Consider the following 22,338-nt stretch of genomic DNA (forward strand, 5'->3'; position numbering starts at 1 on the left):
CGTTGCGTCTCGTTACATCGACAACCGTAGATCAGGTCCGGATCACATGCAAGACGATTCGTCTCGCCAGGGGTGGTCGGGGTCGGGCGTCCGTCGCCCGTCGTCAGCCGACGGGGGCGCTCTGGCCCGCGAGCAGCCGGCCCTCGGCGTACGCGAGTGCGGCGGCGGGCAGGGTCCCCTCGCGCCCGCTGCGCAGCACGGTCAGTCCGCCCGTGCGCGGCAGCCCGGACGCGGGTCCGAGGCCGAGGCGGCGCAGCGCCTGGACCGCCACGGGCTCGGCGGAACCGTGGTAGACGAGCTCCGCCCCCTGGGTCCGCGCGGCGAGGGCGGCCCTGATGGCGCTCTCGACCAGCTCGTAGTGCGTACAGCCGAGCACCACGTCGGTGACATCGGGCGGGGTCAGCGCGGCGGCCGCGGCGACGGCGGCCGTGACGGCGGCGTCGTCGGCCGTCTCCACCGCGTCGGCGAGCCCGGGGCAGGGCACCTCGGTGACCCGGGCCCCGGTGGCGAAGTCGCGGATCAGCCCGCGCTGGTAGGTGCTGCCGGTGGTGGCGGGGGTGGCCCAGATCGCCACCCGGCCCCCGGCGGCCGCGGCGGGCTTGATCGCCGGCACGGTCCCGATGACCGGGATGGCCGGCTCCAGCTCCGCCCGCAGGGTGTACAGGGCGTGCACGGACGCGGTGTTGCAGGCGACGATCAGCGCGTCCGGGCGGTGTGCGGCGGCGGCCCGGGCGACCGCGAGAGCCCGCCCGGTCAGGTCGGCGGGGGTCCGCGGACCCCACGGCATGCCGTCGGGGTCGGAGGACACGACCAGATCCGCGTCCGGCCGCAGCCGGCGCACCGCCGCGGCCGCCGCGAGGAGGCCGATTCCGGAGTCCATGAGCGCGATCTTCACCCGGCCACCTTAGTCGACGGGCGCCCCCGCGCGGCCCTTCCTCCGCAACACCCGCAGGCCCGCGGACCACGGCCGGACGGGGCCGCCGCACCGGGGCGCGCGGATGCGCGACACACCCGCCGGGGCCCGGCACACTGCCGCCATGGGCCTCATCACCGCCGCCTGCGCGGCCTACGCCTCCCTCGCCGCCTGGCTCTGGCTCACCTTCGCCCAGGGCATGTTCTGGCGGACCGACGTGCGCCTCCCTCCGCGCACGGCCCCCACCCGCTGGCCGTCCGTCGCGATCGTCGTCCCGGCCCGGGACGAGGCCGAGGTGCTGCCCCGGAGCCTGCCCTCGCTGATCGCCCAGGACTATCCCGGAGAGGCCGAAATCGTCCTCGTCGACGACGGCAGCACGGACGGCACGGGTGATCTCGCGCGCCGGCTCGCCGCGGAGCACCCCGGACTACCCCTCACCGTCGCCTCCCCCGGCGACCCCGCCCCCGGCTGGACCGGCAAGCTCTGGGCGCTCCGGCACGGCATCGGGATCGCGCGCACCGCGCACGCCGCCGAGCCCGACTTCCTCCTCCTCACCGACGCCGACATCGCACACGAACCCGACAGTCTGCGCGAATTGGTCGCCGCCGCCACCTCCGCCGACCTGGACCTCGTCTCCCAGATGGCCCGGCTGCGGGTGGCCTGCCTGTGGGAGCGGCTCGTCGTACCGGCCTTCGTCTACTTCTTCGCCCAGCTCTATCCCTTCCGCCGGATCAACCGGCCCTCCGCCCGGACGGCGGCGGCCGCGGGCGGCTGCGTGCTGCTGCGCACCGAGGCCGCCGTGCGGGCCGGCGTCCCCGACTCCATCCGCCAGGCGGTCATCGACGACGTCTCCCTGGCCCGCGCGGTGCAGCGCTCCGGCGGCCGGATCTGGCTCGGGCTGGCGGAGCGGGTGGACAGCGTGCGCCCGTACCCCGCGCTCGCGGACCTGTGGCGGATGGTCTCGCGCAGCGCCTACGCACAACTGCGCCACCAGCCCCTCCTGCTGGCCGGGACGGTGGCCGGCCTGGTGCTCGTCTACCTCGTGCCCCCGGCCGCCCTGGCGGCGGGCCTCGCGACCGGACGCCCGGCCATCGCCTGGGCGGGCGGCCTCGCCTGGCTGTTGATGACCGGCACCTACGTACCGATGCTGCGGTACTACCGCCAGCCGGCCGTGCTCGCGCCGCTGCTTCCGCTCACGGCGCTGCTGTACCTCCTGATGACGGCCGATTCGGCGGTTCAGCACTACCGGGGCCGCGGGGCGTCCTGGAAGGGCCGTACCTATGCCCGTCCCAGTGATGCCTGAAACGGCGAACTGCTGCCCGGGAGGGCGTCATCCGAGGTCACCGCATTGTGACGCTGCGTCAGCGCGAAGTCGGTGCAACACCCAACCGGTGAGTACGAGTAGGAACAAGGTGGGGCGGAAGTGGCGAATCGTGCACGTGGACGCCAAGTGAAAGCTGTGGCCCTGACCTGCGAATATGCAGGTCAGGGCGGTGTTGACGACACCTCGCTATGGACCCGGTGAAGTCGTGGGCTTAACTTAGGTCCCATGACCTCCCCCCGCTCCACTTATGGCGGCGGTTACTACTCCGCGCCCTCCTTCCCGGACACCCCCATCTACGACTCCCTCGTCGCCGAACGCGGCACTCCGCAGATCGCCCCGATCCGCGTCCCGGCCGCCTACGAGTCCCCGAGTGCCGGATACTCGAGCGGCGGGTACCTGCCGGCTCTCGCGTCGTCGATGCCCGCGCTGCCGCCGGCCCAGCCCCAGCAACAGCAGGCCCCGGCCTACGGATATCCCTACCAGCAGCAGTCGGCCCCGCAGCCGATGCCGCTGCAGCACGCCCCGGCCCCGTACATCCCGCAGCAGCAGCCGATGGCGGCCCGCGGCGGGTACGTACCGCAGCCTCAGCCGCAGCAGCCCCGCCCGGCCGCCATGGCCACCGGGTACGAGGCCATGCGCCCGGCCGCGCCGCGTCCGATGCAGGTGCCCGCACCCGTGCCGGCCGCCTCGTACGAGGACCCGTACGGCCGCCCCTACCAGGGACGCGGTTACTGACGGGGCTCCGGACGCGGGGCGGCGCAGCGGCTGGCAGGATGCCCCCATGTCGAACTTGCGCGTGCAGGCGCTGCACATCCATCCCGTCAAATCGGTAGCGGGGACCGCTCCCGACGAGGTGGCCGTGGAGCCCTGGGGTCTGGCCGGGGACCGGCGTTGGGCGCTGATCGACCCCGAGGGCACGGTCCTCACCCAGCGCCGCCATCCGCGCCTCGCCCTGGCCGCGGCCCGTCCGGCGGGCGGCGGCCGGATCGCCCTGACCGCGCCGGGCATGGCGGAGCTGTGCGTCGAGGTGCCGGAACCGGGCCCGTTGGAGCCGGCCGTGCTGTTCGGGAAGAAGGTCGAGATCGTGGTCGCGGCGACCGCCGCGGCCGACTGGTTCAGCGCGTACCTCGGGGAGCCGGTACGCCTGGTGCACTTGGATGACCCGGCCGTACGCCGTCCCGTGGATCCGGATTACGCCCTGCCGGGCGAGACGGTGAGCCTGGCCGACGCCTATCCGCTGCTGATCACCACCCTCGCCTCGCTGGACGCGCTCAACTCGCTGATCGCACAGGGGGACCATCCCGAGGAGGGCCCGCTGCCGATGAACCGTTTCCGGCCCAATGTGGTGGTTTCCGGGGCCGAGGCGTGGGCGGAGGACGACTGGCTCCGCATCGGGATCGGCGACGCTGTGTTCCGCGGCGTGCGGGAATGCGGCCGGTGCGTCGTCACCACCACCGACCAGGAGACGGCGGAGCGGGGGAAGGAGCCGCTGAAGACCCTGGCGAGGCACCGGCGGATCGGCCGGTCGCTCACGTTCGGGCGGATGCTGGCCCCGGTGCGCCTCGGGACGGTGCGCGTCGGCGACGAGGTCCGCGTCCTCGCATGACGCGTCCGGTGCCGTCCCGGGGTGGGCGGGGCGGGCGCGCAGGACGTGTGAGGCGCGGGGCGGGCGGTCGCGGACCGGCGACCGGCCGACCGGATTGACACCTTCGAGGGGCTCGGCGCCCGAGCTGGAACCAACAGGCACGACCAGGCCGTTGGATCAGTCAGGACAGAGGCGCAGACAGGCGGAGACTGGCACAGGTTGGGGGAGCCGGACCGTGCGGACAGCAATGGGTGTGTGGCGTTGGCGGCGCAATCCGCTGCGCCGGCCGACCGATCTCTTCGAGGCGTGGATGGCGTTCGCCGCGCTGGTGTGTGTCCTGGTCGTGGCTCCGGCCATCGGCTGGGTGGCGGGGCTTCAGGTGGACGGTACGCTGCAGCGGGCCGCGCACGTGCAGCGCCAGGAGCGTCATCTCGTGCCGGCGGTGGTGGTCCGGCCGGCCCCGGAGACGGCCGCGGCCGCGGGCACGTCCGCCGACCCGTCGGCGCAGCGGACCGCCCCGCAGCGGACGCGGATCGTGGCTGCGTGGACCGCACCGGACGGCAGCAGCCACCAGGGCACGGTGCCGGCCGCGGAGGAACCGCCGCGGCCCGGCGACCGGTTCCGGATCTGGACCGATGCGCGCGGCCGTCTGGTGGGGCAGCCGCTCGACCCCTCCGCGGCCGTGTTCCACGCGGGGATGGCGGGCCTGGCCGCCGCGATCTGTGTGGCCACGCTGGTGGAGACGGTCCGGCGGCTGGTCGTACGGCGGCTCATGCATCGGCGGTACATACGTCTGGACCGGGCCTGGGCGGCCGCCGGACCGGACTGGGGCCGAGCGGGTGCGGGCAGTTGACCTGGCAGCTCATCGGCTCCGCGCGCGCTACGGTGGAGCGGCCGGACCGGTCGCTCCAGTGACGTGAGTGGCTTCGGTGACTTCAGGCTTCAGCCGCTTCAGTGGCTTCGGTCGTATCGGCAGCGCGAGTACGAGGGTGGGGGCACGACAGCACCATGGTTCAGGGCACGGTCCAGGTGACGCACGGCGGGTCTTCGCGGTGGCGGCGCCGCTCCGGTGAGTATCCGACACTGACCGCCGCTCTCGCCGTCGCGGGCGACGGGGACGTGCTGTCCATCGCCCCCGGCACCTACCGCGAGAACCTGGTGCTGCACCATGCCGTCACCCTGCGCGGGCCCGAGGGCGGCGCGGGGTCGGTGCGGATCGCCCCGCTCGACGGCGTCGCGCTGACCGTGCGCGCCTCGGCCGTGATCCAGGACCTGTATCTGGAGGGCCAGGACCGGGCGGCCCCCGCGCTGCTGGTGGAGGACGGCTCCCCCGAGCTCACCGATCTGCGCGTGAGCACCCACTCCGCGGCCGGCATCGAGGTGCGCGGCGCCGGCGCCCGGCCCCTCGTGCGGCGGTGCACGGTGGAGAATCCCGCCGGCGTCGGCATCGCCGTACTGGACGGCGGCGGCGGGGTGTTCGAGGAGTGCGAGGTCGTGGCCGCCGGGCAGAACGGCGTCTCGGTGCGCGGCGGTGGCCGGCCCCGGCTGGAGCGCTGCCGGATCCACCACGCCACGGGCGCGGGCATCGCTGTCACCGGGGAGGGGTCCGGGCTGGAGGCGCTGGGCTGCGAGGTGTACGAGGTCAAGGGCGCCGGGGTGCAGATCGCCGCGCGCGCCACGGCCCGGCTCACCGACTGCTCGGTGCACCGCACCTCCGCCGACGGGGTCACGCTCGACACGGACGCCGTGCTCGCCCTGGCCGGCTGCGACATCCACGACATCCCGGAGAACGCGGTCGATCTGCGGTCCCGTTCGGTGCTCACCCTCAGCCGCACCAAGGTGCGCCGGTTCGGCCGCAACGGACTGTCGGTGTGGGACCCCGGTACCCGGGTGGACGCCGAGTCCTGCGAGATCCATGACAGTACGGGTGACTATCCGGCGGTGTGGATCAGTGACGGGGCCACGGTCTCCCTCGACTCCTGCCGGGTGCACGACGTGCCGGACGCACTGTTCGTGCTCGACCGCGGGTCGCGCGTCGACGTGGTCGACAGCGATCTGTCCCAGGTGCGCAACAGCGCCGTCTCGGTGAGCGACGGAGCCACCGCGCAGCTCGACGACTGCCGGATCCGCGAGGCGGCGACCGGGGCCTGGTTCCGCGACCACGGCAGCGGCGGCACGCTCGCCGGCTGCACCATCGACGCCGTACAGACCGGGGTGATCGTCACCAAGGGCGCCGACCCCACCCTGGAGCGGTGCACGGTCACTTCCCCCGCCGAGGCCGGCTTCTACGTGTCGGCGGGCGGCCGGGGCACCTTCACGGCCTGCCGGGTGACGGGCAGTTCCGGCTTCGGCTTCCACGTCATGGACGGCTGCCGCACCACGCTGACGCGCTGCCACACCGAGCGCTGCGCCCGCCGGGGCTATGAGTTCGCGGAGGACGGGCCGACCGCGCACGAGTGCACCAGCGACGAGACCGGCGCACGTCTCGCGGACCGGTCCGCCCCCGGCGGCGGCCCCGTCGGGGCGCAGGCGGGCATCCGTACGGTCACCGGGGTGCAGAGCCCGGCGGTGCGTGCTGCTCAGGCACCCCCACCGCCCGTACCGCTGCCCGTGGAGGAGGCGGAGGGCGGCTCCGCAGCACTCGCGCGGGGTTCCGGCGAGATGCTGGGCCAGCTCGACGCGCTGGTGGGCCTGGACAGCGTCAAGCGCGAGGTGCGGGCGCTGACGGACATGATCGAGGTGGGCCGGCGGCGGCAGCAGGCGGGCCTCAAGGCCGCCTCCGTACGCAGGCACCTGGTGTTCACCGGCTCCCCCGGCACGGGCAAGACCACGGTGGCCCGGCTGTACGGGGAGATCCTGGCCTCGCTCGGGGTGCTGGAGCGCGGGCATCTGGTCGAGGTGTCCCGGGTGGACCTGGTCGGCGAGCACATCGGCTCCACTGCGATCCGTACGCAGGAGGCCTTCGACCGGGCGCGCGGCGGGGTGCTGTTCATCGACGAGGCGTACGCGCTGGCGCCGGAGGATTCGGGCCGGGACTTCGGGCGCGAGGCGATCGACACGCTGGTGAAGCTGATGGAGGACCACCGGGACGCGGTGGTCGTGATCGTCGCCGGGTACACGGCGGAGATGGAGCGCTTCCTGACGGTGAATCCGGGGGTGGCCTCACGGTTCTCCCGGACCATCACCTTCGGCGACTACGGGCCCGAGGAGCTTTTGCGGATCGTGGAGCAGCAGGCGGAGGAGCACGAGTACCGGCTCGGGGAGGGCACCTCGCAGGCGTTGCTGACGTACTTCACCGAGCTGCCCAAAGGCCCGGCCTTCGGCAACGGCCGCACGGCACGCCAGACGTTCGAGTCGATGGTCGAGCGGCACGCGGGGCGGGTGGCTCAGCTCTCGGAGCCCAGCACGGACGAGCTCACCCTGCTGTTCCCGGCGGACCTGCCCGCTCTGCCGGTTCTGCCCGCTCCGTGCTGACGACGGGTCGCTGACCCGGTACGTCGGCCCGTGCGGCCGTGTCCAACCGGGTGAGCAGCGCGGCGCGTTCGGCGGCGAAGGCCGGATCGGCCTGGTAGTCGGAGTGTCCCAGGATCGGGGCGGGCAGCGGGTGGCGGGCGCTGCGCCCGTAGGCGAGCGGGTCGGCGAGCGGGCCGCGGTCGACGTCCGGTCCCGCGCCGGGCAGTGCCGGGCCGCCGATGGGGTCGGTGGCCCGCCAGAGGTTGCGCCAGCAGTCGACCTCGCGGTGCAGGGCGGTGAGCGGCCCGGGGCCGAAGTAGGCGGGGAACCAGCGGCCGTAGAGGCGGCAGAGCGGGGATCCGTAGGTGAGCAGGGCGACCCGGCGGCGGGCGGGCGGCGGCAGTTGCCAGACGGCCGCCGCGGCGAGCACGCTGCCCTGGGAGTGGCCGGAGATGACCAGGCGGCCACCGGTGCGGCCGGTCCAGCCGGCCATCCGCCAGGTCAGGTCGGGGACGGCGCGCTCGGCGTAGCAGGGCGGCGCGAAGGGGTGGGCCGCGCGTGGCCAGAAGGTGCCGACGTCCCACAGGATGCCGATGGTCCGGCGGGCGGCGGGGTCCCGGTAGGCGCGGCGGCCCCAGGTGACGAAGGCGGCGATGCCGAGCCCGATGAGCCAGGACCCGGCGTCCTGGGCGGCGCGGGCGGCGGCTTCGAGCAGCGGCCCGGTGCCGCGGGCCGCCTCGCCCGGGACCCGTCCGCTGAGCCAGGCTCCGGCGAGCGCGCCCGCGCCCAGTAACAGGGTGATCCCGGAGACGGCCGCCACGAACCAGGGCGCGGAGTCGGTGAGTGCGGCCGCGGTCCGCGCCCCGGCGATCCGGCGGCTGCGGGCCCGGTCCGGGATCTCGCCCGGGTATTCGGCGGCCACGGTGGCGGCGAGACGGCCCCGCGCCCGGGCTCCGCGCACCGCGAACCAGGCCGCGAGCAGCGCCAGTACGAGGAGCAGCGGGGGCAGCACGGCGGCCTGCCAGGACAGCAGTACGGGCGGCCCGGGCAGCGGGGCGCCGGGCATCCCGGGCGTGGCGCCCCCGTCCAGCCAGTCGGCGACGCGCTGGGCGACCCCGCCGGACATCACCCCGCCGAGCGCGCAGCCGAGCATGGCGACGGCGGGCCCGCCGAGGCCGTGCAGGGCGGCCGACGGGTCGGGGGCGCGGCGGTGCAGTGACCGGGCGACGGCGGCGAGGGCGAGGACGCAGACCCCCTGACCCAGCATCAGCACGCCGAAGGTCAGGTCTCCGGGGAGCCGTCCGGTGGAGGTCCAGCCGGGGCGGGACCAGCAGGCGTGCAGCAGGACGGCGGCCAGCAGGGCGAGGGCGGCGCCGGGCAGCAGTGTGACGGCCGCCCGGTCGAGCCGGTGGTCGGGCCGGGCCTCGGTGCGGCCGCGCCGGCAGACGACCCAGGCCACGGTGAGGGCCCCGGCGGCGAGCAGGGCCTGGGTGACCGAGCCGAGGGCGGCGAGGACGGGGGCGCCGGCCCGGCGGTCGTAGCGGGCGGTGGGGACGGAGACGGCCACGGCCACGGTGAGCAGTCCGGCGGCGGTGTGCGCGGCGCGCAGCCGGGCCACGAGCCGGCGGCCGTACCAGAATCCGGGGCGCCCGAGCGCGGGCGCGGTGTCCGAGGCGGTGTCCGGGTCGGCGGCGCCGACGGGCGGGGGCTGGGACTCGTAGGCGCTCCACGTGCGGTTCGACAGGTACCAGAGCAGGCCGGTCAGCGCGGCGGGGATCAGGGCCCCAAGGGTGAGGCGCCGCCCGGGCTGGGCCCACCAGCCGCCTCCGGGCGACATGAATTCGAGCCAGGAGTGGGAGCCGGCGCAGCTTCCGGAGCCGGCGCACTGCCAGGCGAGGAGGTCGAGCGCGACCTCGCAGGCGGCGGCGATCAGCAGCACGGTCAGGCTGAGCGCGAGGATCCGTACGAGGACCCCGTACGTGCGCACGGCGCGCGGCGCGGGGTCGGCGGCGGGCGTGGCCGGCCGGGCCCAGTGGGCGAGGTTGGCCACCATGAAGGGCAGGAGCAGCAGCCACAGGGCGCGGGCGCCGTTGCCGGAGGTGAGCCGGGACCAGCAGTAGGCCTCGGGGACGGGGCGTCCGGCGTACCGCTCGGGGTGGGCCTCGGCGTCGGCGTCCTCGGTGCGGCGGAAGACGGCCGCGGTGGAGTCGCCGGTGAGGCGGACGGTGCGCGGGTCTCCGAGCAGCTCGGCGGGGGCGGCGCCGGCGACTCCGTGGACCAGCAGTTCGAGGGCGAGGGGGGTGTCGGGCTGGGGGCGTTCGGGCACAGCGGCCTCCGCTCGCGGGGCGGGATCGGCGCGACTCCAGCATCCCGCGCGAGGGGCCCGCTGCCCAGGTCCCGCGCGGGGATCGGCAGAGATCGGCGAAGTCCGATCAGGATCGGTCGAGATCGCTACGGACTTCTCACGGGCGCGGGGCTATGGTGGCGCGCACGCCGTTCAGCTCCTCACCCCAGGGGGTACCGCCCATGGCTCGCCGACTCCGCCCGGTGGGGCTGGACTTCATCGACGACGCGCCGGTCCGGCTGGTCTTCGCCACCGACACCGTGGCGCCGCCCGAGGCCGTGTACCAGGCGCTCGCCGAGGAAGTGGAGGGCTGGCCCGGATGGTTCGGGGCGGTGACCCTGGCCCGTCCCACGCGCGGGGGCGCGGGCCGCGAGATCCGGCTGAAGGGCGGCGTGCGCTTCCAGGAGACCGTCATGGCCGCCGATCCCGAGCAGCGTTACGCGTACCGGGTCGACACCACCAACGCGCCCGGGGTGCGGGCTCTGCTGGAGGAGTGGCGGCTGACACCGGCGGGCTCCGGAACGCACGTCCGCTGGACCTTCGCCGCGGACGGCCCGACCCCGTTCCGCCTCGGCCTGACCGCGGCCCGCCCGGGCCTGGGCCACTCCTTCCGCACGGCGGTCCGCACCCTGGACCGGCGCCTCACCGCCCGGCGCGGGGCGGACCAGTAGAACCGCCCGGGCCCGGCCCCTCTCGCCCGGCACGGCGTCAGGCCGTGGGCTCGCTCCAGACCCCGGTCGTCAGCAGGGTGTCGAGGGTCTTCGCGTACGGGGCGATGTCGAGCCGCTGCGCCGCCAGCCACTCGTCGGAGTAGTACTTGTCCAGGTAGCGGTCGCCCGGGTCGCACAGCAGGGTGACGACACTGCCCGTGCGGCCCTCCGCCACCATCTCCGAGATGATCTTCAGGGCGCTCCACAGGCCCGTGCCGGTGGAGCCGCCCGCCTTGCGCCCTATGGCCGTCTCCAGGGCGCGGCAGGCGGCGACGCTCGCCGCGTCCGGGACCTTCATCATCCGGTCGATGGCCCCGGGCACGAAGCTCGGTTCCATCCGGGGCCGGCCGATGCCCTCGATGCGCGAGCCGCAATCGCTGCTCGCGTCCGGGTCGTTGTTGGTCCAGCCGTCGAAGAAACAGGAGTTCTCCGGGTCCGGGACGCAGATGCGGGTGTCGTGCTGCATGTAGTGCACGTAGCGCGCGATGGTCGCCGAGGTGCCACCGGTACCGGCGGTCGCCACGATCCAGGCGGGCTCGGGGTACCGCTCCAGGCGCAGCTGCTGGTACATCGATTCGGCGATGTTGTTGTTGCCGCGCCAGTCGGTGGCCCGCTCCGCGTACGTGAACTGGTCCATGTAGTGCCCGCCCGTGCGGGCGGCGAGCTCGGCGGACTCCTGGTACATCTTCATGGAGTCGTCCACGAAGTGGCATTCGCCGCCGTGGAATTCGATGAGGCGGCACTTCTCCGGGCTGGTCGTGCGCGGCATGACGGCGATGAAGGGGACGCCGATGAGCTTGGCGAAGTACGCCTCGGAGACGGCGGTGGAGCCGGACGACGCTTCGATGACCGGGCGGCCGGGGCGGATCCAGCCGTTGCAGAGCGCGTACAGGAAGAGCGAGCGCGCGAGGCGGTGCTTGAGGGAGCCCGTCGGGTGCGTGGACTCGTCCTTGAGGTAGAGGTCGATGCCCCATTCCTCGGGGAGCGGGAAGCGCAGCAGGTGGGTGTCGGCGGAGCGGTTGGCGTCGGCCTGGACCTTGCGGACGGCCTCCTTCAGCCAGGCACGGTAGTCCGCGTCGCTGCGATCGACGTCGAGGGTCGTGGCAGTCGTACCGGTGATACCGGTGGTTCTGGTGGTGCCGGTGGTGCTCATGTGCCGCGCTCCTTCGTGGGTGAACTTCGCCCCCCTTCCTCGCAATGTACCCCTCCCACCTGCACAAACGTTCGCTTTGGGGATCCATGCGAATCCCTTTCGATCGCGTTCGGTTGCACTGCGCGGCACCGTGGGTGACCCTGGTGGAGCATTACCGAGGGTGCAGCACCCGTAACACTCATGTCGGGGAGTCGCAGCCGTGATCAGTCATTCCCGCAGGCACTGCGTCGTCGAACTGCAGGCCTTGCCGTCGCGGATCGGCCAAATCCGCAGAATCGTTTCTGCGCAACTGCGTCACTGGGAGCTCGACCCGCTCATCGACCGGGCTGCGCTCGGCGTGACGGAACTGCTCAGCAACGTCCACCGGCACGCGCAGCCGGACAAGACCTGCACCGTCGAGATCGAACTCCGGCTCGGGCGGCTCACGGTCTCGGTCATCGACAGCGATCCTCGCCTGCCGGTCCTGCACGAGCCGCGGGCGGAGGCGCTGGAGACCTGCGGACGCGGGCTGGCCCTCGTGGCGGCGCTCAGCGAGGCGTGGGGGACGCGCCGGCGGCCCGACGGACCCGGCAAGGCGGTGTGGTTCTCGCTCACCGCGGCCCCGGCCCAGGCGGCGCCCGCACGGCCGGTCCCGATCAAGGCCACGCCCGTACGGGAACCCGCGCGCGCGGTGCTTTTGGCCGTCGACCCCGGAGCCGTCGCGACAGGACTGCCGGTGGCATCGCCGGTCGGCGCCCGCCCCGGGTGACGCCCCGCCGGCGCCCGGGCCCGGCCCGATCGGAACGCGACGGCCGGGCCCCGGCCTGACCGGCAGGACACCGTCTAGGGGTGTCCTGCCGGTCGGGCCGGATCAGGGAGCGGTGCCTGGTGCGGGGGATCGCAAGGCCGAGGAGGGAGGCGACGCGGAGCGTCGGCGACCGACGAGAACGCGGCGGGCGTGCGTGCCAGGTGACGCGAGCCCGGCCCGATCGGCCAGACACCCCTAAGGGCTGTCCCGTAATCCCCGGTGGATCAGCGCACGGCGTCAGATGCGGTGCATCGCAAGGCGGAGGCCGTCCTCATACTGTGCGTATTCGGGCGCTCCGACAACGCAGCGAGGTGCCGTAGCTGTCGTCGTGCGCCCGCCGGGGATTACGGGACAGCCCTTAGGCCAGGGCCCCCAGCGGGTCGTCGAGCACCGGCTGCCACGCCAGCTCCGCCGCGCCGACCAGGCTGTTGTGGTCCAGGGTGCACGGCAGGATGGGCACCCCACCGCTCCGCCCCCACAGGCTGCGGTCCGCGACCACGGCGCGCAGTCGCTCCGGATCGGCGTACAGCAGCTCGCGGTGCAGCCCGCCCAGGATGATCCGGTCCGGGTTGAGGATGTTCACCAGGCCCGCCAGGCCGAGCCCCAGCCGGTCGATCAGCTCCTCGGCGGCCACCCGTACGGCCGGTTCCGCCGGCTCGTCGCGCAGCAGGTCACGGGCCTGCTGGAGGAGCGAGACCTCGGGGCCCGGGCTGCGGCCCGCCGCGGTGAGGAAGGCCAGCGGGTCGGCCTCCACGTCCAGGCAGCCGCGGCTTCCGCAGTGGCAGGCGCGTCCCTCGGGGTTCACGGTGAGGTGGCCGACCTCCAGGGCCAGGCCCGAACTCCCGCTGTGCAGGCGGCCGTCCAGCACCAGCGCCCCGCCGACCCCACGGTGCCCGGTGGCCACGCACAGCAGGTGCTGGGCGCTGCGCCCCGCGCCGTGCCGGTGCTCGGCCAGGGCCGCGAGGTTGACGTCGTTGCCCGTCAGGGCCGGGCCGTCGATCCCGGCCGCCTTCACGCACTCCGCGAAGATGGCCCGTACGGGAGAACCGGCCGGCCAGGCCAGGTGCAGCGGGTTCAGCGCCGTACCGTCCGGCTCGGCGACCGCCGAGGGGACCGCGAGGCCCGCGCCGACACAGCGGCGACCGCTCTCGGCGAGCAGCGCCGCGCCCGCCTCGACCACCGCGCCGAGCACCTGCGCCGGATCGGCGGAGACGGTGACCTTGCCGGGGGCGGTGGCCACGATCCGGCCGCCGAGGCCGACCAGGGCGGCGCGGAAGCCGTCGGAGTGCACCTGGGCGGCCAGCGCGACCGGGCCGTCCTCGGCCACCGACAGCCGGTGGGAGGGGCGGCCCTGGGCGCCGCCGGTCCCCCCGGCGCCGCCGGGGCGGGAGTCGACGCGGATCAGCCCGAGCGCCTCCAGCTCGGCGGCGACCGCTCCGGCGGTGGCGCGGGTGACCCCGAGCTCGGCCGTCAGGACGGCGCGGGTCGGGGCGCGGCCGGTGTGGACGAGCTCCAGCGCCGGCCCGAGCGCGCCGCGACCCCGTTCCAGCCTGCTCCGTGTGGCTGCGCCGGACGCGGATGGCGTGGTCACATCCCCCACCCGCGGCGGGGCCCCGTTGCCGTTCATGGCATCGATCCTCGCATGATCGGAGGGTGCCGGGCGCCGCCGCTCAGCCCAGCCCGCCGACCCGGAGCGTGATGTTCAGCCGTCCGGTCAGCCCGAGCTCGCGCGGGCCCGTGCCCGGCAGCACCTTCGGCACCCCGTGGTAGGCGAGGCGGCTCGCGTCCCCGAAGACGAACAGATCCCCGCTGCGCAGCTCCACGTCCTGGTACGGGCGCCCGCGCGAGGCGGTGTTCCCGAAGCGGAAGACGCAGGTGTCGCCGAGGCTGAGCGAGACCACCGGCGCGGTGGACCTCTCCTCGGCGTCGCGGTGCATGCCCATGCGGGAGTCGCCGTCGTAGAAGTTGATCAGCGCGATGTCGTAGGTGTCCCCGGGCTCCGGCGGGTGGCCGTACGCGGCGGTCACCGCCTCCCGCCCGAGCCCGGCGAGCCACGGCGGCATCGCCTTGACCGGCGCCCCGTCGCCGTCGACGGCGGTGCGGGCGTAGCCGTACGGGTACCAGTGCAGTCCGAGGCACACCTGGCGGGCGGTCATCACTCCACCGCCCGGGGTGCGTACGGTGCGCAGGCCGGCGGGCGGCCGGGCCCAGGCGCGGCAGGCCGCCAGCAACTCACCCTGGCGCCCGGGCCCGAGCCAGTCGGGCACGTGCACGGCGCCGGGGGCGATCACGGTCCGCTCGCGCGGGAAGAGTTCCCCGTCCATGCTCTCCATTGTCGCGGGCGGGCTGATAAGACTCACGGTATGGAGATCACCGAACATCTGAAGACCCTCGCGCGCGAGGGCGAGCTGCTCGCCGAGGTGGCCGAACGCGCAGGTACGGACGCCGCGGTTCCCACCTGTCCGGGGTGGCGCGTCACCGACCTGCTGCGGCACACAGGGGCGGTGCACCGCTGGGCCGCCGCGTACGTCGCGGAGCGGCGGCTGGAGCCGGTGGGCTTCCCGGACGCACCGGAGCTGGTCGGCGGCGAGCTGCTGGCCTGGTTCCGGGAGGGCCACGCGGACCTGGTGCGGACCCTGACCGAGGCCCCGGCCGACGTTCAGTGCTGGACCTTCCTCCCGACGGCGCCGCCCTCGCCGCTGGCGTTCTGGGCCCGGCGGCAGGCCCACGAGACCACCGTGCACCGGATGGACGCGGAGGCCGCGCTCGGTGTGCTGTTCTCGGAGGTGGAGCCGGAGTTCGCTGAGGACGGGGTGGACGAGCTGCTGACCGGCTTCCACGCCCGGCCGCGCAGCCGGGTGCGCAGCGCCGAGCCCAAGGTGGTGCGGGTGCGGGCCGCCGACACGGCCGCGGTGTGGACGGTGCACCTGTCGGCGGAGCCGGCCCGTACGGTGCAGGGCGACACGGGCGAGGCGCCCGACTGCGAACTGACCGGCAGCGCGGCCTGGCTGTACGAGGCCCTGTGGAACCGGACCCCCCTGGCGGGGCCGGGGGTCACGGGCGACCTGACGGTGGCCCGGCTGTGGACGGACACGGCCGGCATCTGAGCGGGGCGCCCCGGGGCCGGGCGGCGCCGGGGCGCGGCGGGCGAGGGGCCCGGGCTCGGCGGGCGAGGGGCCCCGGGCTTGGCGGGCGAGGGACCCCGGGCACGGCGGCACGGGAGCCCTTGTGACGGACCGTGCACCCTGTGACACTGCATGCATGGAGCGACGTACGCAGGCGGACCGGGACGCGATCACCATCGAGATCGGCTACGCCTTCGTCAGTGCCTGCTTCGCGGCCGCCCTCGCCTTCGGCGCGGTGTACGGGCCCGTCCTCGCGTTCTCCCTGTCCCCGTCGACGCGCCGGATCCTGGCCGTGGCGGGCGGAGTCCTGGCGGCGGTGGTGTTCCTGCTCCGGGTCACGCACGTGCTCCTGGGGTTCGCCCGCCGGCCGGAGAACGACGGCGGCTGACCACGGGCATGGGCGGCGTAGGCATGGGCATGGGCATGGGCATGGCGAGAATCGCCCGCTAGGGTCGGATCCTCAACGGTCACGGGGGTCATCGATGCTGTTCCCTTCCACGGTGCGCGGCGCGGCGGTTCTCGCGGTGGTGCTCGCGGGGTTCACCGTCTCCTGCGACGCGGAGCCGGCCGCGCCGCCCGCCGCGTCCGCGCCGGCGGACGGGGGCGCACCGGGCCCGTCGGACCCGAGCCCGGCGGGACTCTCGCAGGCCCCTGCGCAGACGGCCCTCCCCGACCGGCCCGACCTGGTCCGGGACGCCTTCGCGCGGCTCCAGGCGACGCTCGACGATTCCTGCACGCCCGGGAACTGCGCGTACGTCCTCGGCAGGCTCGACGACGAACTCCACCGCATGGACCGTGCGATGAAGGCCGACCCGAAGGGCCCCGGCCACTTCCCCGAACCGGTCGCCCTGATCGCGAAGCTCGACGAGGAACTCGGCGGCGACCGGAGCACGCCGAACCTGGAGAAGCACAGGAGCCTGCTGACCGGCACCCGCGACAGGATCAACACCTGGATGCAGGGCCACCCCGACGACTACCGCTGACCCGGCCGAACACCGGGGACCACCGGCCCGGCCGCCCCCTGCCGACCGGACACGCCGTCAGCCATGTCAGCCGAGGGTTGCCGCGTACGTGGTCTGGATGCGGTACTTCCATGTCGGGCCCGCGTTCCAGGGGTTGGGCATGACCGTGCTGGTCGCGTACGCGTATCCCGCGCCGCGGTCGAAGGCCGTACGCAGGGTGGCGCGCATCGCTCCGGCGTCCGGTACGCCGTGGACCAGGTGCCAGAACGCCGTGCCGCTCGGGTCGAGTTCGGCGCCGGCGCGGTAGCCGGAGTCGTGGTCGAAGACGTTGCCGCCGAGCCAGCCGCCGCCCGTGTACGCGGCGTACGTGTCCTCGAACGTGACGAAGACGTCCGCGGTCCGGCGGCCCGGCTCCAGGTAGCAGTCGGCTATCGCGGTGCCGGGGTTGTTGACGACCAGGTCGGGGGCGGCCGGGTCGACGGCGTCCATCGACTCCTGGACGTAGCGGCGCAGTTCCGCGTAGTAGTCGCGGGTGGCGTTGGCGGGGCCGCACTCGCGGCTGACGACGTCGAAGAAGATGCCGTCGACGTGCAGGCGGCCGTCGGGGGTCTTGAGGTAGTTGTCGACGGAGGCCTTGGCCGCGGCGATGTCCCGGTTGCCGTGGTCGGTGTGGACGTAGCCGAGGACCCGGGTCTTCTCTCCGGTGGAGGTGGTACGGGCGCGCAGCGCGTCGGCGCGGGCCCGCCAGGGGGCGCCGAACGGGGCGTCGCCGTTGCCCGGGTTCAGCACGACCACCGAGGCGGCCGGAGCGGTGGCGGTGAGGTCGGTCAGCATGGAGTCGTTCGCCGAGACGTACGCGGGGACGCCGATCTCCAGACCCCGCACGCCCGGCAGCCGGGGGGTCGGTGGCGGGGTGGGCGCCGGGGCTGGCACCGGAGGCGCGTCACGCGCCGCGGCGATGATCGCGGGCGCCGACGCGGCGAGTAAGGCGGCGACCAGGGCGGCGTACAAGGCCTTCACGGCGCGAGGCATGAACGTTCCTCCGGCGGCGGCAGGGGGGGGGCGACCTTCGGAACACTAGACGGGCGGCTCATCGTTCAAGGCTGAACTGCCCGCATTCGTGCGAGGAACAGAAGAGCGAGCTATCGCCTCATCATGTGAATCTCCCGAATCCCCGGGAAGACCGGCGCATCGTCCGGTCGTCATACGGCCGGCAGCCCGACCCCGTGCGCCAGCTGGTCGGCGGCGTGCGCGAAGAACGCGGCGCGGTCCTCGACGACCCGGTTGAACTGGCCGAACAGCTCGAAGGAGACCAGCCCGACCAACTGGGCCCAGGCGGCGACCAGGGCGGCCGTGACCGCCGGGGGCAGCCCCTCGGCGAAGTCGGCGGTCATCCGGTCGGCCTCGGGGCGCAGGGCGGGCGGCAGCGGCGGAAGCGCGAGGCCGGGGCCCTCGTAGGCGGATCGGAGGATGCCGATGAAGGCGTTGCCGACGCGGGAGGCCGGGCCCACGGTGGCCAGGGGGGCGCTGTAGCCGGGAACCGGGGATCCGTAGATCAGGGCGTACTCGTGCGGGTGCCCGAGCGCCCAGGCGCGGACGGCCTGACAGACCGCGGTCCAGCGGGCGCGGGGCGGGGCCCCGGCGGCGCGGACGCGGGCGTCGGCCTCCTCGGCGGCCGCACCGATGCTGTCGTACGCGTCGATGATGAGGGCGGTGAGCAGTTCGTCCCGGCTGGGGAAGTACCGGTAGAGGGCGGAGGAGACCATGCCCAGCTCGCGGGCGACGGCGCGCAGGGAGAGCTTGGCCGCGCCCTCGGCCGCGAGCATGCGGCGCGCCTCGTCCTTGATGGCTGCGGTGACCTCGATGCGGGCCCGTTCCCTGGCCCCTCGCACGGTGTTCATGCGCATCAGTCTGCCACGCGGAGGGAGCACTGCACAGGAAACGGATTGCTGCTCCATTTAGAGAGCGGTGCTCTTGTTTCGGTACGCCGATCCGTGCACACTGATCTCAATCGAGAGCAGTGCTCTCGCAAGGAAGAAACGGCCCGGAGGTCACGATGAACGCGCCCACCCCCTACTACGTCCAGGCGAGCCCGCTCGGGACCCGCTTCAACGCGATCTTCGGCAAGCTGGCGCGCTTCGGCATCAGCCTGGCGGGCTCGGCCGAGATGTCGGTCCGCGGTCGCACGTCCGGCCGGATGCAGCGGATCCCGGTCAACCCGCACACGTACGAGGGCGCCCAGTACCTGGTCTCGGCCCGCGGCCACTCCCAGTGGGTCCGCAACATGCGAGTGGCGGGCGGCGGCGAGCTGCGCGTGGGGCGCAAGGTGCGTGCGTTCACCGTCACCGAGATCACCGACCCGGTGCAGAAGGCCGCCATCCTGCGCGCCTACCTGGAGAAGTGGGGCTGGGAGGTCAACCGGTTCTTCCAGGGGGTCACCGCCCGGTCCTCCGACGCCGAGCTCCAGGCGGCCGCCGGCGACCACCCGGTCTTCCGGATCACGGGGTCCCGCTGACCCCGCGACCGGTCAGCCGAACGGCCGCCGCAGCCGCGCACGCACTCGCTCGCTCGCTCGCCCAGGCGGTGCCGCCACAGCCAGAGCGGCAGCTCCGGGTGCGGCACGAAACACCACAGGTCGTCGTCGGCCTCGTTGCCGCAGGGGCACTCGCGCAGCAGTTCCGGGCAGCGCCGGTCCACCGTGCGGCGGAGCCGCGCGACATGCGCCGGCGCGATGACGCCCTGCCGGCGGGCCTCCCGGTCCGCCGACTCGCGCGCCCGGGCGATCACGGGCAGTACCGCCGCCGGGTCGCCGTGGTCGAGGGCGAGGGCGATCACTGCCACCCCGGCCCTCGGCTCGCCGCGCCCGAAGGCCGCGAGGACCGCCTCCGGGCTGCCCGGCCCGTCGAGGCTCCAGCCGCCCCACCGGTGCGGCCCACCGGACGGGCCCGCGCCGACGCCCCGTCGTCGGCGCCCCGTCGTCGGCCCGTCGACGCCCCCGCCCTCGGCGCCTCCTGTCACGCCCTGGAGGACGTCTTCCCGTCGCCGCCCTTGGCCGCCTGCCTCGCGTCCATCATGTGCAGCGCCCTGCGGGCCAGCGGGTACGTCCGCACCAGGTCGGCCAGCGTCGTCGAGCCCCGCGTAATGCGGGCGAACGCCCGCCACGCCGGACCGAAGCCGGTGATCGCCGCGTGCAGCACCGTCGGCCGGGCCTCGAAGACGGTCAGCATCCGCTTCCCGACGCCCATCTCGACGCCCAGCCCGGCCTTGACCGCGAACGCGTAGTTGAGGGCCTGGCGGCGGGCGTCCACGGCGTCCTGCGCCTCGGAGATCTTGACCGCCCACTCCCCCGCCAGCCGCCCCGACCGCAGCGCGAAGGAGATGCCCTCCCGGGTCCACGGCTCGAGCAGCCCGGCCGCGTCGCCCGCCACCAGCACCCGGCCGCGCGAAAGCGGCGAATCGGGCTTGCGGCAGCGGGTCAGGTGCCCGGAGGAGACGGCCGGTTCGAAGCCGGCGAGCCCGAGCCGTGCGATGAAGTCGTCCAGGTAGCGCTTGGTCGCGGCGCCCTCTCCCTTGGCCGAGATGACCCCGACCGTGAGCGTGTCGCCCTTGGGGAAGACCCATCCGTAACTGCCGGGCAGCGGGCCCCAGTCGATCAGCACCCGCCCCTTCCAGTCCTCCGCGACCGTCTCGGGGACGGGGATCTCCGCCTCCAGGCCGAGGTCGACCTGGTCCATCTCGACCCCGACGTGTGCCCCGATGCGGCTCGCGCTGCCGTCCGCGCCGACCACCGCACGGGCCAGCACGGTCTCCCCGCCGGCGAGCACCACGGCGACGGTCCGCCGGTCGGGAACGGCTGCCCCGTGCTGTTCGACGCGGGCCACCGCGGTACCCGTACGGATGGTGGCGCCGGCCTTCTCGGCCTCGGCGACCAGACCGGCGTCGAACTCCGGGCGGTTGATGAGCCCGAACAGCATGTGCTTCGAGCGGCGGGTGCGGGCCAGTTTCCCGTTCATCGAGAAGGTGACCGCATGGATGCGGTCCTTGAAGGGCAGCACGAAGCCCGGGGGCAGGGCGTCGCGCGAGGGGCCGATGATGCCGCCCCCGCACGTCTTGTAGCGGGGCAGTTCGGCCTTCTCCAGCAGCAGGACGCGCCGCCCCGCCGTCGCCGCCGCGTACGCGGCCGAGGACCCGGCCGGTCCGGCCCCGACCACGACCACGTCCCACACCTCGCCGGTCTCCCCGGTCACCTCGTCGCCCGCCCCCTGCACGTCCTGCTCCGTGCCCGAATCCACGCCTGCGTCGCGTACGTCGTCGTCGCTGCTCACGATGTGTTGCTGCTCCTGATCACCCGGTTGCTCCGATGCCGGGGAAATCCTACGGCGAGACGCCGCCCCGCCCCGCTGTGCGAGGATCAAGACTGACTTTCGCCCTGCCCGGCATACGCACACCCCGCGGATGCGGGCGGCGTACACGGAGAACAACGTCGCACCCAAAAGGAGCGTGCCCATGCCCCGGAATCCGATCGCCGAGACCGTCGCCTCGCTGATGCCCCGCGCCAAGCAGGAGCTGACCGAGCTGGTGGCCTTCCAGTCGGTGGCGGACTGGGCCCAGTTCCCGAAGAGCGAGAGCGAGGCCGCCGCGAACTGGGTGGCCGGCGCCCTGCGCGTCGAGGGTTTCCAGGACGTGGCGCTGCTCGACACCCCCGACGGCACCCAGTCCGTCTACGGCTTCCTGCCCGGCCCCGTGGGCGCGCCGACCGTTCTGCTCTACGCGCACTACGACGTGCAGCCGCCGCTCGACGACGCCGCCTGGATCTCTCCCGCCTTCGAGCTGACCGAGCGCGACGGCCGCTGGTACGGGCGCGGCTCGGCCGACTGCAAGGGCGGGTTCATCATGCACCTGCTGGCGCTGCGCGCGCTGAAGGCCAACGGCGGTGTGCCCGTGAGCGTGAAGGTGATCGTCGAGGGCTCGGAGGAGCAGGGCACCGGCGGCCTCCAGCAGTACGCCGAGGCGCACCCGGAGCTGCTGACCGCGGACACCATCGTCATCGGCGACGCGGGCAACTTCCGCCTCGGCCTGCCGACGGTGACGGCCACCCTGCGCGGTATGTGCCTGCTCAAGGTGAAGATCGACACTCTGGGCGGCAACCTGCACTCGGGCATGTTCGGCGGCGCCGCGCCCGACGCGCTGGCCGCGCTGATCCGCGTACTCGACTCGCTGCGCGCGGCGGACGGTTCGACGACCGTGGACGGGCTCGCCTCGGACGCGGTGTGGGAGGGCCTGCAGTACCCGGAGGCGGACTTCCGTGCCGATGCGAAGGTCCTGGACGGTGTCGGGCTCATCGGCGAGGGCACGATCGCGGACCGGCTGTGGGCCCGCCCGGCCGTCACGGTGCTCGGCATCGACTGCCCGCCGGTCGTCGGTGCGACGCCGTCGGTGCACGCGAGCGCCGGCGCGCTGATCAGCCTGCGGGTGCCGCCGGGCGTGGACACCGCCGAGGCCATCAAGCTGCTGCAGGCGCACCTCGAGGCGCACACGCCGTGGAAGGCGCGTCTGGAGCTCGAGGTCGTCGGCCAGGGCCAGCCGTTCCAGGCGGACACCGACAGCCCGGCGTACGCGTCGATGCGCACGGCCCTGGAGGCCGCCTACCCCGGCCAGGAGATGCAGATCAGCGGCATGGGCGGGTCGATCCCGCTGTGCAACACGCTGACGTCGCTCTACCCGGAGGCGGAGATGCTGCTGATCGGGCTGAGCGAGCCGGAGGCGCAGATCCACGCGGTCAACGAGAGCGTGTCGCCGCAGGAGCTGGAGCGCCTGTCGGTGGCGGAGGCCCTCTTCCTCGTCAACTACGCGGAGTCCAAGCGCGTCTGACCGCTTCGGGCGGGACACCGCTGCGGGCGGTGTCGGCCGCATCGTGTACGCCCAGGGCGCAGTGCGCCCTGGGCGTACTGCGCTCGCGGTGAACTGGGCGGCGTGCGGGCC

General features: G+C 74.2%; 20 protein-coding genes. 12 read left to right on the top strand and 8 right to left on the bottom strand.

Going from position 1 to position 22,338, the window contains the following annotated elements:
- Window positions 1–103: 103 nt before the first annotated feature.
- On the bottom strand, window positions 104–895 hold the full coding sequence (locus tag ACGFZK_RS14665) for a glutamate racemase (RefSeq protein ID WP_393849220.1): 792 nt from the start codon (window positions 893–895) through the stop codon (window positions 104–106).
- Between the two features lie 142 nt (window positions 896–1,037).
- Here ACGFZK_RS14665 and ACGFZK_RS14670 point away from each other — a divergent pair, with 142 nt between their 5' ends.
- The 5 genes from ACGFZK_RS14670 (at window position 1,038) to ACGFZK_RS14690 (ending at window position 7,296) form a co-directional block, all read left to right on the top strand.
- Window positions 1,038–2,216, top strand: a complete 1,179-nt coding sequence (locus tag ACGFZK_RS14670) for a glycosyltransferase (RefSeq protein WP_393849221.1) — start codon at window positions 1,038–1,040, stop codon at window positions 2,214–2,216.
- A gap of 246 nt (window positions 2,217–2,462) precedes the next feature.
- Window positions 2,463–2,972, top strand: a complete 510-nt coding sequence (locus ACGFZK_RS14675; RefSeq protein WP_393849222.1) for a DUF6643 family protein — start codon at window positions 2,463–2,465, stop codon at window positions 2,970–2,972.
- A gap of 46 nt (window positions 2,973–3,018) precedes the next feature.
- A complete protein-coding gene (locus ACGFZK_RS14680) occupies window positions 3,019–3,843 on the top strand; it encodes an MOSC domain-containing protein (protein WP_393849223.1) in 825 nt (274 codons plus the stop codon).
- 214 nt (window positions 3,844–4,057) lie between these two features.
- Entirely contained in the window at window positions 4,058–4,675 is a 618-nt protein-coding gene (locus tag ACGFZK_RS14685; RefSeq protein WP_393849224.1) for a hypothetical protein, read from the top strand.
- A 155-nt stretch (window positions 4,676–4,830) separates the two neighbouring features.
- Complete coding sequence (locus tag ACGFZK_RS14690; protein WP_393849225.1) at window positions 4,831–7,296, top strand: right-handed parallel beta-helix repeat-containing protein; 2,466 nt, start codon at window positions 4,831–4,833, stop codon at window positions 7,294–7,296.
- Here ACGFZK_RS14690 and ACGFZK_RS14695 read toward each other — a convergent pair.
- The gene (locus ACGFZK_RS14695) at window positions 7,238–9,601 is read right to left on the bottom strand and encodes a hypothetical protein (RefSeq protein ID WP_393849226.1); all 2,364 of its coding nucleotides are present in this window, start codon (window positions 9,599–9,601) and stop codon (window positions 7,238–7,240) included. The two genes, ACGFZK_RS14690 and ACGFZK_RS14695, sit on opposite strands and share 59 nt — an antisense overlap.
- Window positions 9,602–9,801: 200 nt before the next feature.
- Between ACGFZK_RS14695 and ACGFZK_RS14700 the strand changes: the two genes are divergently transcribed.
- A complete protein-coding gene (locus tag ACGFZK_RS14700; RefSeq protein ID WP_393849227.1) occupies window positions 9,802–10,290 on the top strand; it encodes an SRPBCC family protein in 489 nt (162 codons plus the stop codon).
- Between the two features lie 37 nt (window positions 10,291–10,327).
- On the opposite strand, the gene ACGFZK_RS14705 is transcribed toward ACGFZK_RS14700, so the two are convergent.
- Complete coding sequence (locus ACGFZK_RS14705) at window positions 10,328–11,482, bottom strand: PLP-dependent cysteine synthase family protein (protein ID WP_393849228.1); 1,155 nt, start codon at window positions 11,480–11,482, stop codon at window positions 10,328–10,330.
- A 199-nt stretch (window positions 11,483–11,681) separates the two neighbouring features.
- On the opposite strand from ACGFZK_RS14705, the gene ACGFZK_RS14710 reads away from it, so the two are divergent.
- Window positions 11,682–12,230, top strand: a complete 549-nt coding sequence (locus ACGFZK_RS14710) for an ATP-binding protein (RefSeq protein ID WP_393849229.1) — start codon at window positions 11,682–11,684, stop codon at window positions 12,228–12,230.
- Between the two features lie 397 nt (window positions 12,231–12,627).
- Here the strand turns inward: ACGFZK_RS14710 and ACGFZK_RS14715 are convergent, their stop codons facing one another.
- Together ACGFZK_RS14715 and ACGFZK_RS14720 are read right to left on the bottom strand one after the other, a co-directional pair.
- Complete coding sequence (locus tag ACGFZK_RS14715) at window positions 12,628–13,896, bottom strand: ROK family protein (RefSeq protein ID WP_393849230.1); 1,269 nt, start codon at window positions 13,894–13,896, stop codon at window positions 12,628–12,630.
- 43 nt (window positions 13,897–13,939) lie between these two features.
- Complete coding sequence (locus ACGFZK_RS14720) at window positions 13,940–14,593, bottom strand: alpha-ketoglutarate-dependent dioxygenase AlkB family protein (protein WP_393849231.1); 654 nt, start codon at window positions 14,591–14,593, stop codon at window positions 13,940–13,942.
- A gap of 39 nt (window positions 14,594–14,632) precedes the next feature.
- On the opposite strand from ACGFZK_RS14720, the gene ACGFZK_RS14725 reads away from it, so the two are divergent.
- The 3 genes from ACGFZK_RS14725 (at window position 14,633) to ACGFZK_RS14735 (ending at window position 16,377) form a co-directional block, all read left to right on the top strand.
- Window positions 14,633–15,376 carry a maleylpyruvate isomerase family mycothiol-dependent enzyme gene (locus tag ACGFZK_RS14725; RefSeq protein ID WP_393849232.1) on the top strand — a complete coding sequence of 248 codons (744 nt, stop codon included), beginning with the start codon at window positions 14,633–14,635 and terminating at the stop codon, window positions 15,374–15,376.
- 154 nt (window positions 15,377–15,530) lie between these two features.
- Complete coding sequence (locus ACGFZK_RS14730) at window positions 15,531–15,782, top strand: DUF6332 family protein (RefSeq protein ID WP_393849233.1); 252 nt, start codon at window positions 15,531–15,533, stop codon at window positions 15,780–15,782.
- A 94-nt stretch (window positions 15,783–15,876) separates the two neighbouring features.
- Window positions 15,877–16,377, top strand: coding sequence for a hypothetical protein (locus tag ACGFZK_RS14735; RefSeq protein ID WP_393849234.1), 501 nt, complete (start codon window positions 15,877–15,879; stop codon window positions 16,375–16,377).
- Window positions 16,378–16,443: 66 nt separating this feature from the next.
- Here ACGFZK_RS14735 and ACGFZK_RS14740 read toward each other — a convergent pair whose 3' ends face one another.
- Window positions 16,444–17,388, bottom strand: a complete 945-nt coding sequence (locus ACGFZK_RS14740) for a spherulation-specific family 4 protein (protein ID WP_393849235.1) — start codon at window positions 17,386–17,388, stop codon at window positions 16,444–16,446.
- Between the two features lie 170 nt (window positions 17,389–17,558).
- Window positions 17,559–18,257 carry a TetR/AcrR family transcriptional regulator gene (locus ACGFZK_RS14745; RefSeq protein ID WP_393849236.1) on the bottom strand — a complete coding sequence of 233 codons (699 nt, stop codon included), beginning with the start codon at window positions 18,255–18,257 and terminating at the stop codon, window positions 17,559–17,561.
- Between the two features lie 155 nt (window positions 18,258–18,412).
- Here ACGFZK_RS14745 and ACGFZK_RS14750 point away from each other — a divergent pair, with 155 nt between their 5' ends.
- Window positions 18,413–18,871, top strand: coding sequence for a nitroreductase/quinone reductase family protein (locus tag ACGFZK_RS14750; protein WP_393849237.1), 459 nt, complete (start codon window positions 18,413–18,415; stop codon window positions 18,869–18,871).
- Window positions 18,872–19,370: 499 nt separating this feature from the next.
- Here the strand turns inward: ACGFZK_RS14750 and ACGFZK_RS14755 are convergent, their stop codons facing one another.
- Window positions 19,371–20,582, bottom strand: a complete 1,212-nt coding sequence (locus tag ACGFZK_RS14755) for a geranylgeranyl reductase family protein (RefSeq protein ID WP_393849350.1) — start codon at window positions 20,580–20,582, stop codon at window positions 19,371–19,373.
- 280 nt (window positions 20,583–20,862) lie between these two features.
- On the opposite strand from ACGFZK_RS14755, the gene ACGFZK_RS14760 reads away from it, so the two are divergent.
- Window positions 20,863–22,227, top strand: coding sequence for a dipeptidase (locus ACGFZK_RS14760; protein WP_393849238.1), 1,365 nt, complete (start codon window positions 20,863–20,865; stop codon window positions 22,225–22,227).
- Window positions 22,228–22,338: the final 111 nt, after the last annotated feature.

Source organism: Streptomyces sp. NPDC048257 (genome assembly GCF_043201855.1).
Lineage (GTDB): Bacteria > Actinomycetota > Actinomycetes > Streptomycetales > Streptomycetaceae > Streptomyces.

What these genes read in the sequence shown, in the direction of transcription:
- ACGFZK_RS14725 (WP_393849232.1), top strand. Translation starts at nt 14,633, where the DNA reads ATGGAGATCACCGAACATCTGAAGACCCTCGCGCGCGAGGGCGAGCTG.
- ACGFZK_RS14705 (WP_393849228.1), bottom strand. Translation starts at nt 11,482, where the DNA reads ATGAGCACCACCGGCACCACCAGAACCACCGGTATCACCGGTACGACT.
- ACGFZK_RS14760 (WP_393849238.1), top strand. Translation starts at nt 20,863, where the DNA reads ATGCCCCGGAATCCGATCGCCGAGACCGTCGCCTCGCTGATGCCCCGC.
- ACGFZK_RS14675 (WP_393849222.1), top strand. Translation starts at nt 2,463, where the DNA reads ATGACCTCCCCCCGCTCCACTTATGGCGGCGGTTACTACTCCGCGCCC.
- ACGFZK_RS14735 (WP_393849234.1), top strand. Translation starts at nt 15,877, where the DNA reads ATGCTGTTCCCTTCCACGGTGCGCGGCGCGGCGGTTCTCGCGGTGGTG.
- ACGFZK_RS14745 (WP_393849236.1), bottom strand. Translation starts at nt 18,257, where the DNA reads ATGAACACCGTGCGAGGGGCCAGGGAACGGGCCCGCATCGAGGTCACC.
- ACGFZK_RS14715 (WP_393849230.1), bottom strand. Translation starts at nt 13,896, where the DNA reads ATGAACGGCAACGGGGCCCCGCCGCGGGTGGGGGATGTGACCACGCCA.
- ACGFZK_RS14680 (WP_393849223.1), top strand. Translation starts at nt 3,019, where the DNA reads ATGTCGAACTTGCGCGTGCAGGCGCTGCACATCCATCCCGTCAAATCG.
- ACGFZK_RS14720 (WP_393849231.1), bottom strand. Translation starts at nt 14,593, where the DNA reads ATGGACGGGGAACTCTTCCCGCGCGAGCGGACCGTGATCGCCCCCGGC.
- ACGFZK_RS14700 (WP_393849227.1), top strand. Translation starts at nt 9,802, where the DNA reads ATGGCTCGCCGACTCCGCCCGGTGGGGCTGGACTTCATCGACGACGCG.
- ACGFZK_RS14690 (WP_393849225.1), top strand. Translation starts at nt 4,831, where the DNA reads ATGGTTCAGGGCACGGTCCAGGTGACGCACGGCGGGTCTTCGCGGTGG.
- ACGFZK_RS14670 (WP_393849221.1), top strand. Translation starts at nt 1,038, where the DNA reads ATGGGCCTCATCACCGCCGCCTGCGCGGCCTACGCCTCCCTCGCCGCC.
- ACGFZK_RS14750 (WP_393849237.1), top strand. Translation starts at nt 18,413, where the DNA reads ATGAACGCGCCCACCCCCTACTACGTCCAGGCGAGCCCGCTCGGGACC.
- ACGFZK_RS14730 (WP_393849233.1), top strand. Translation starts at nt 15,531, where the DNA reads ATGGAGCGACGTACGCAGGCGGACCGGGACGCGATCACCATCGAGATC.
- ACGFZK_RS14740 (WP_393849235.1), bottom strand. Translation starts at nt 17,388, where the DNA reads ATGCCTCGCGCCGTGAAGGCCTTGTACGCCGCCCTGGTCGCCGCCTTA.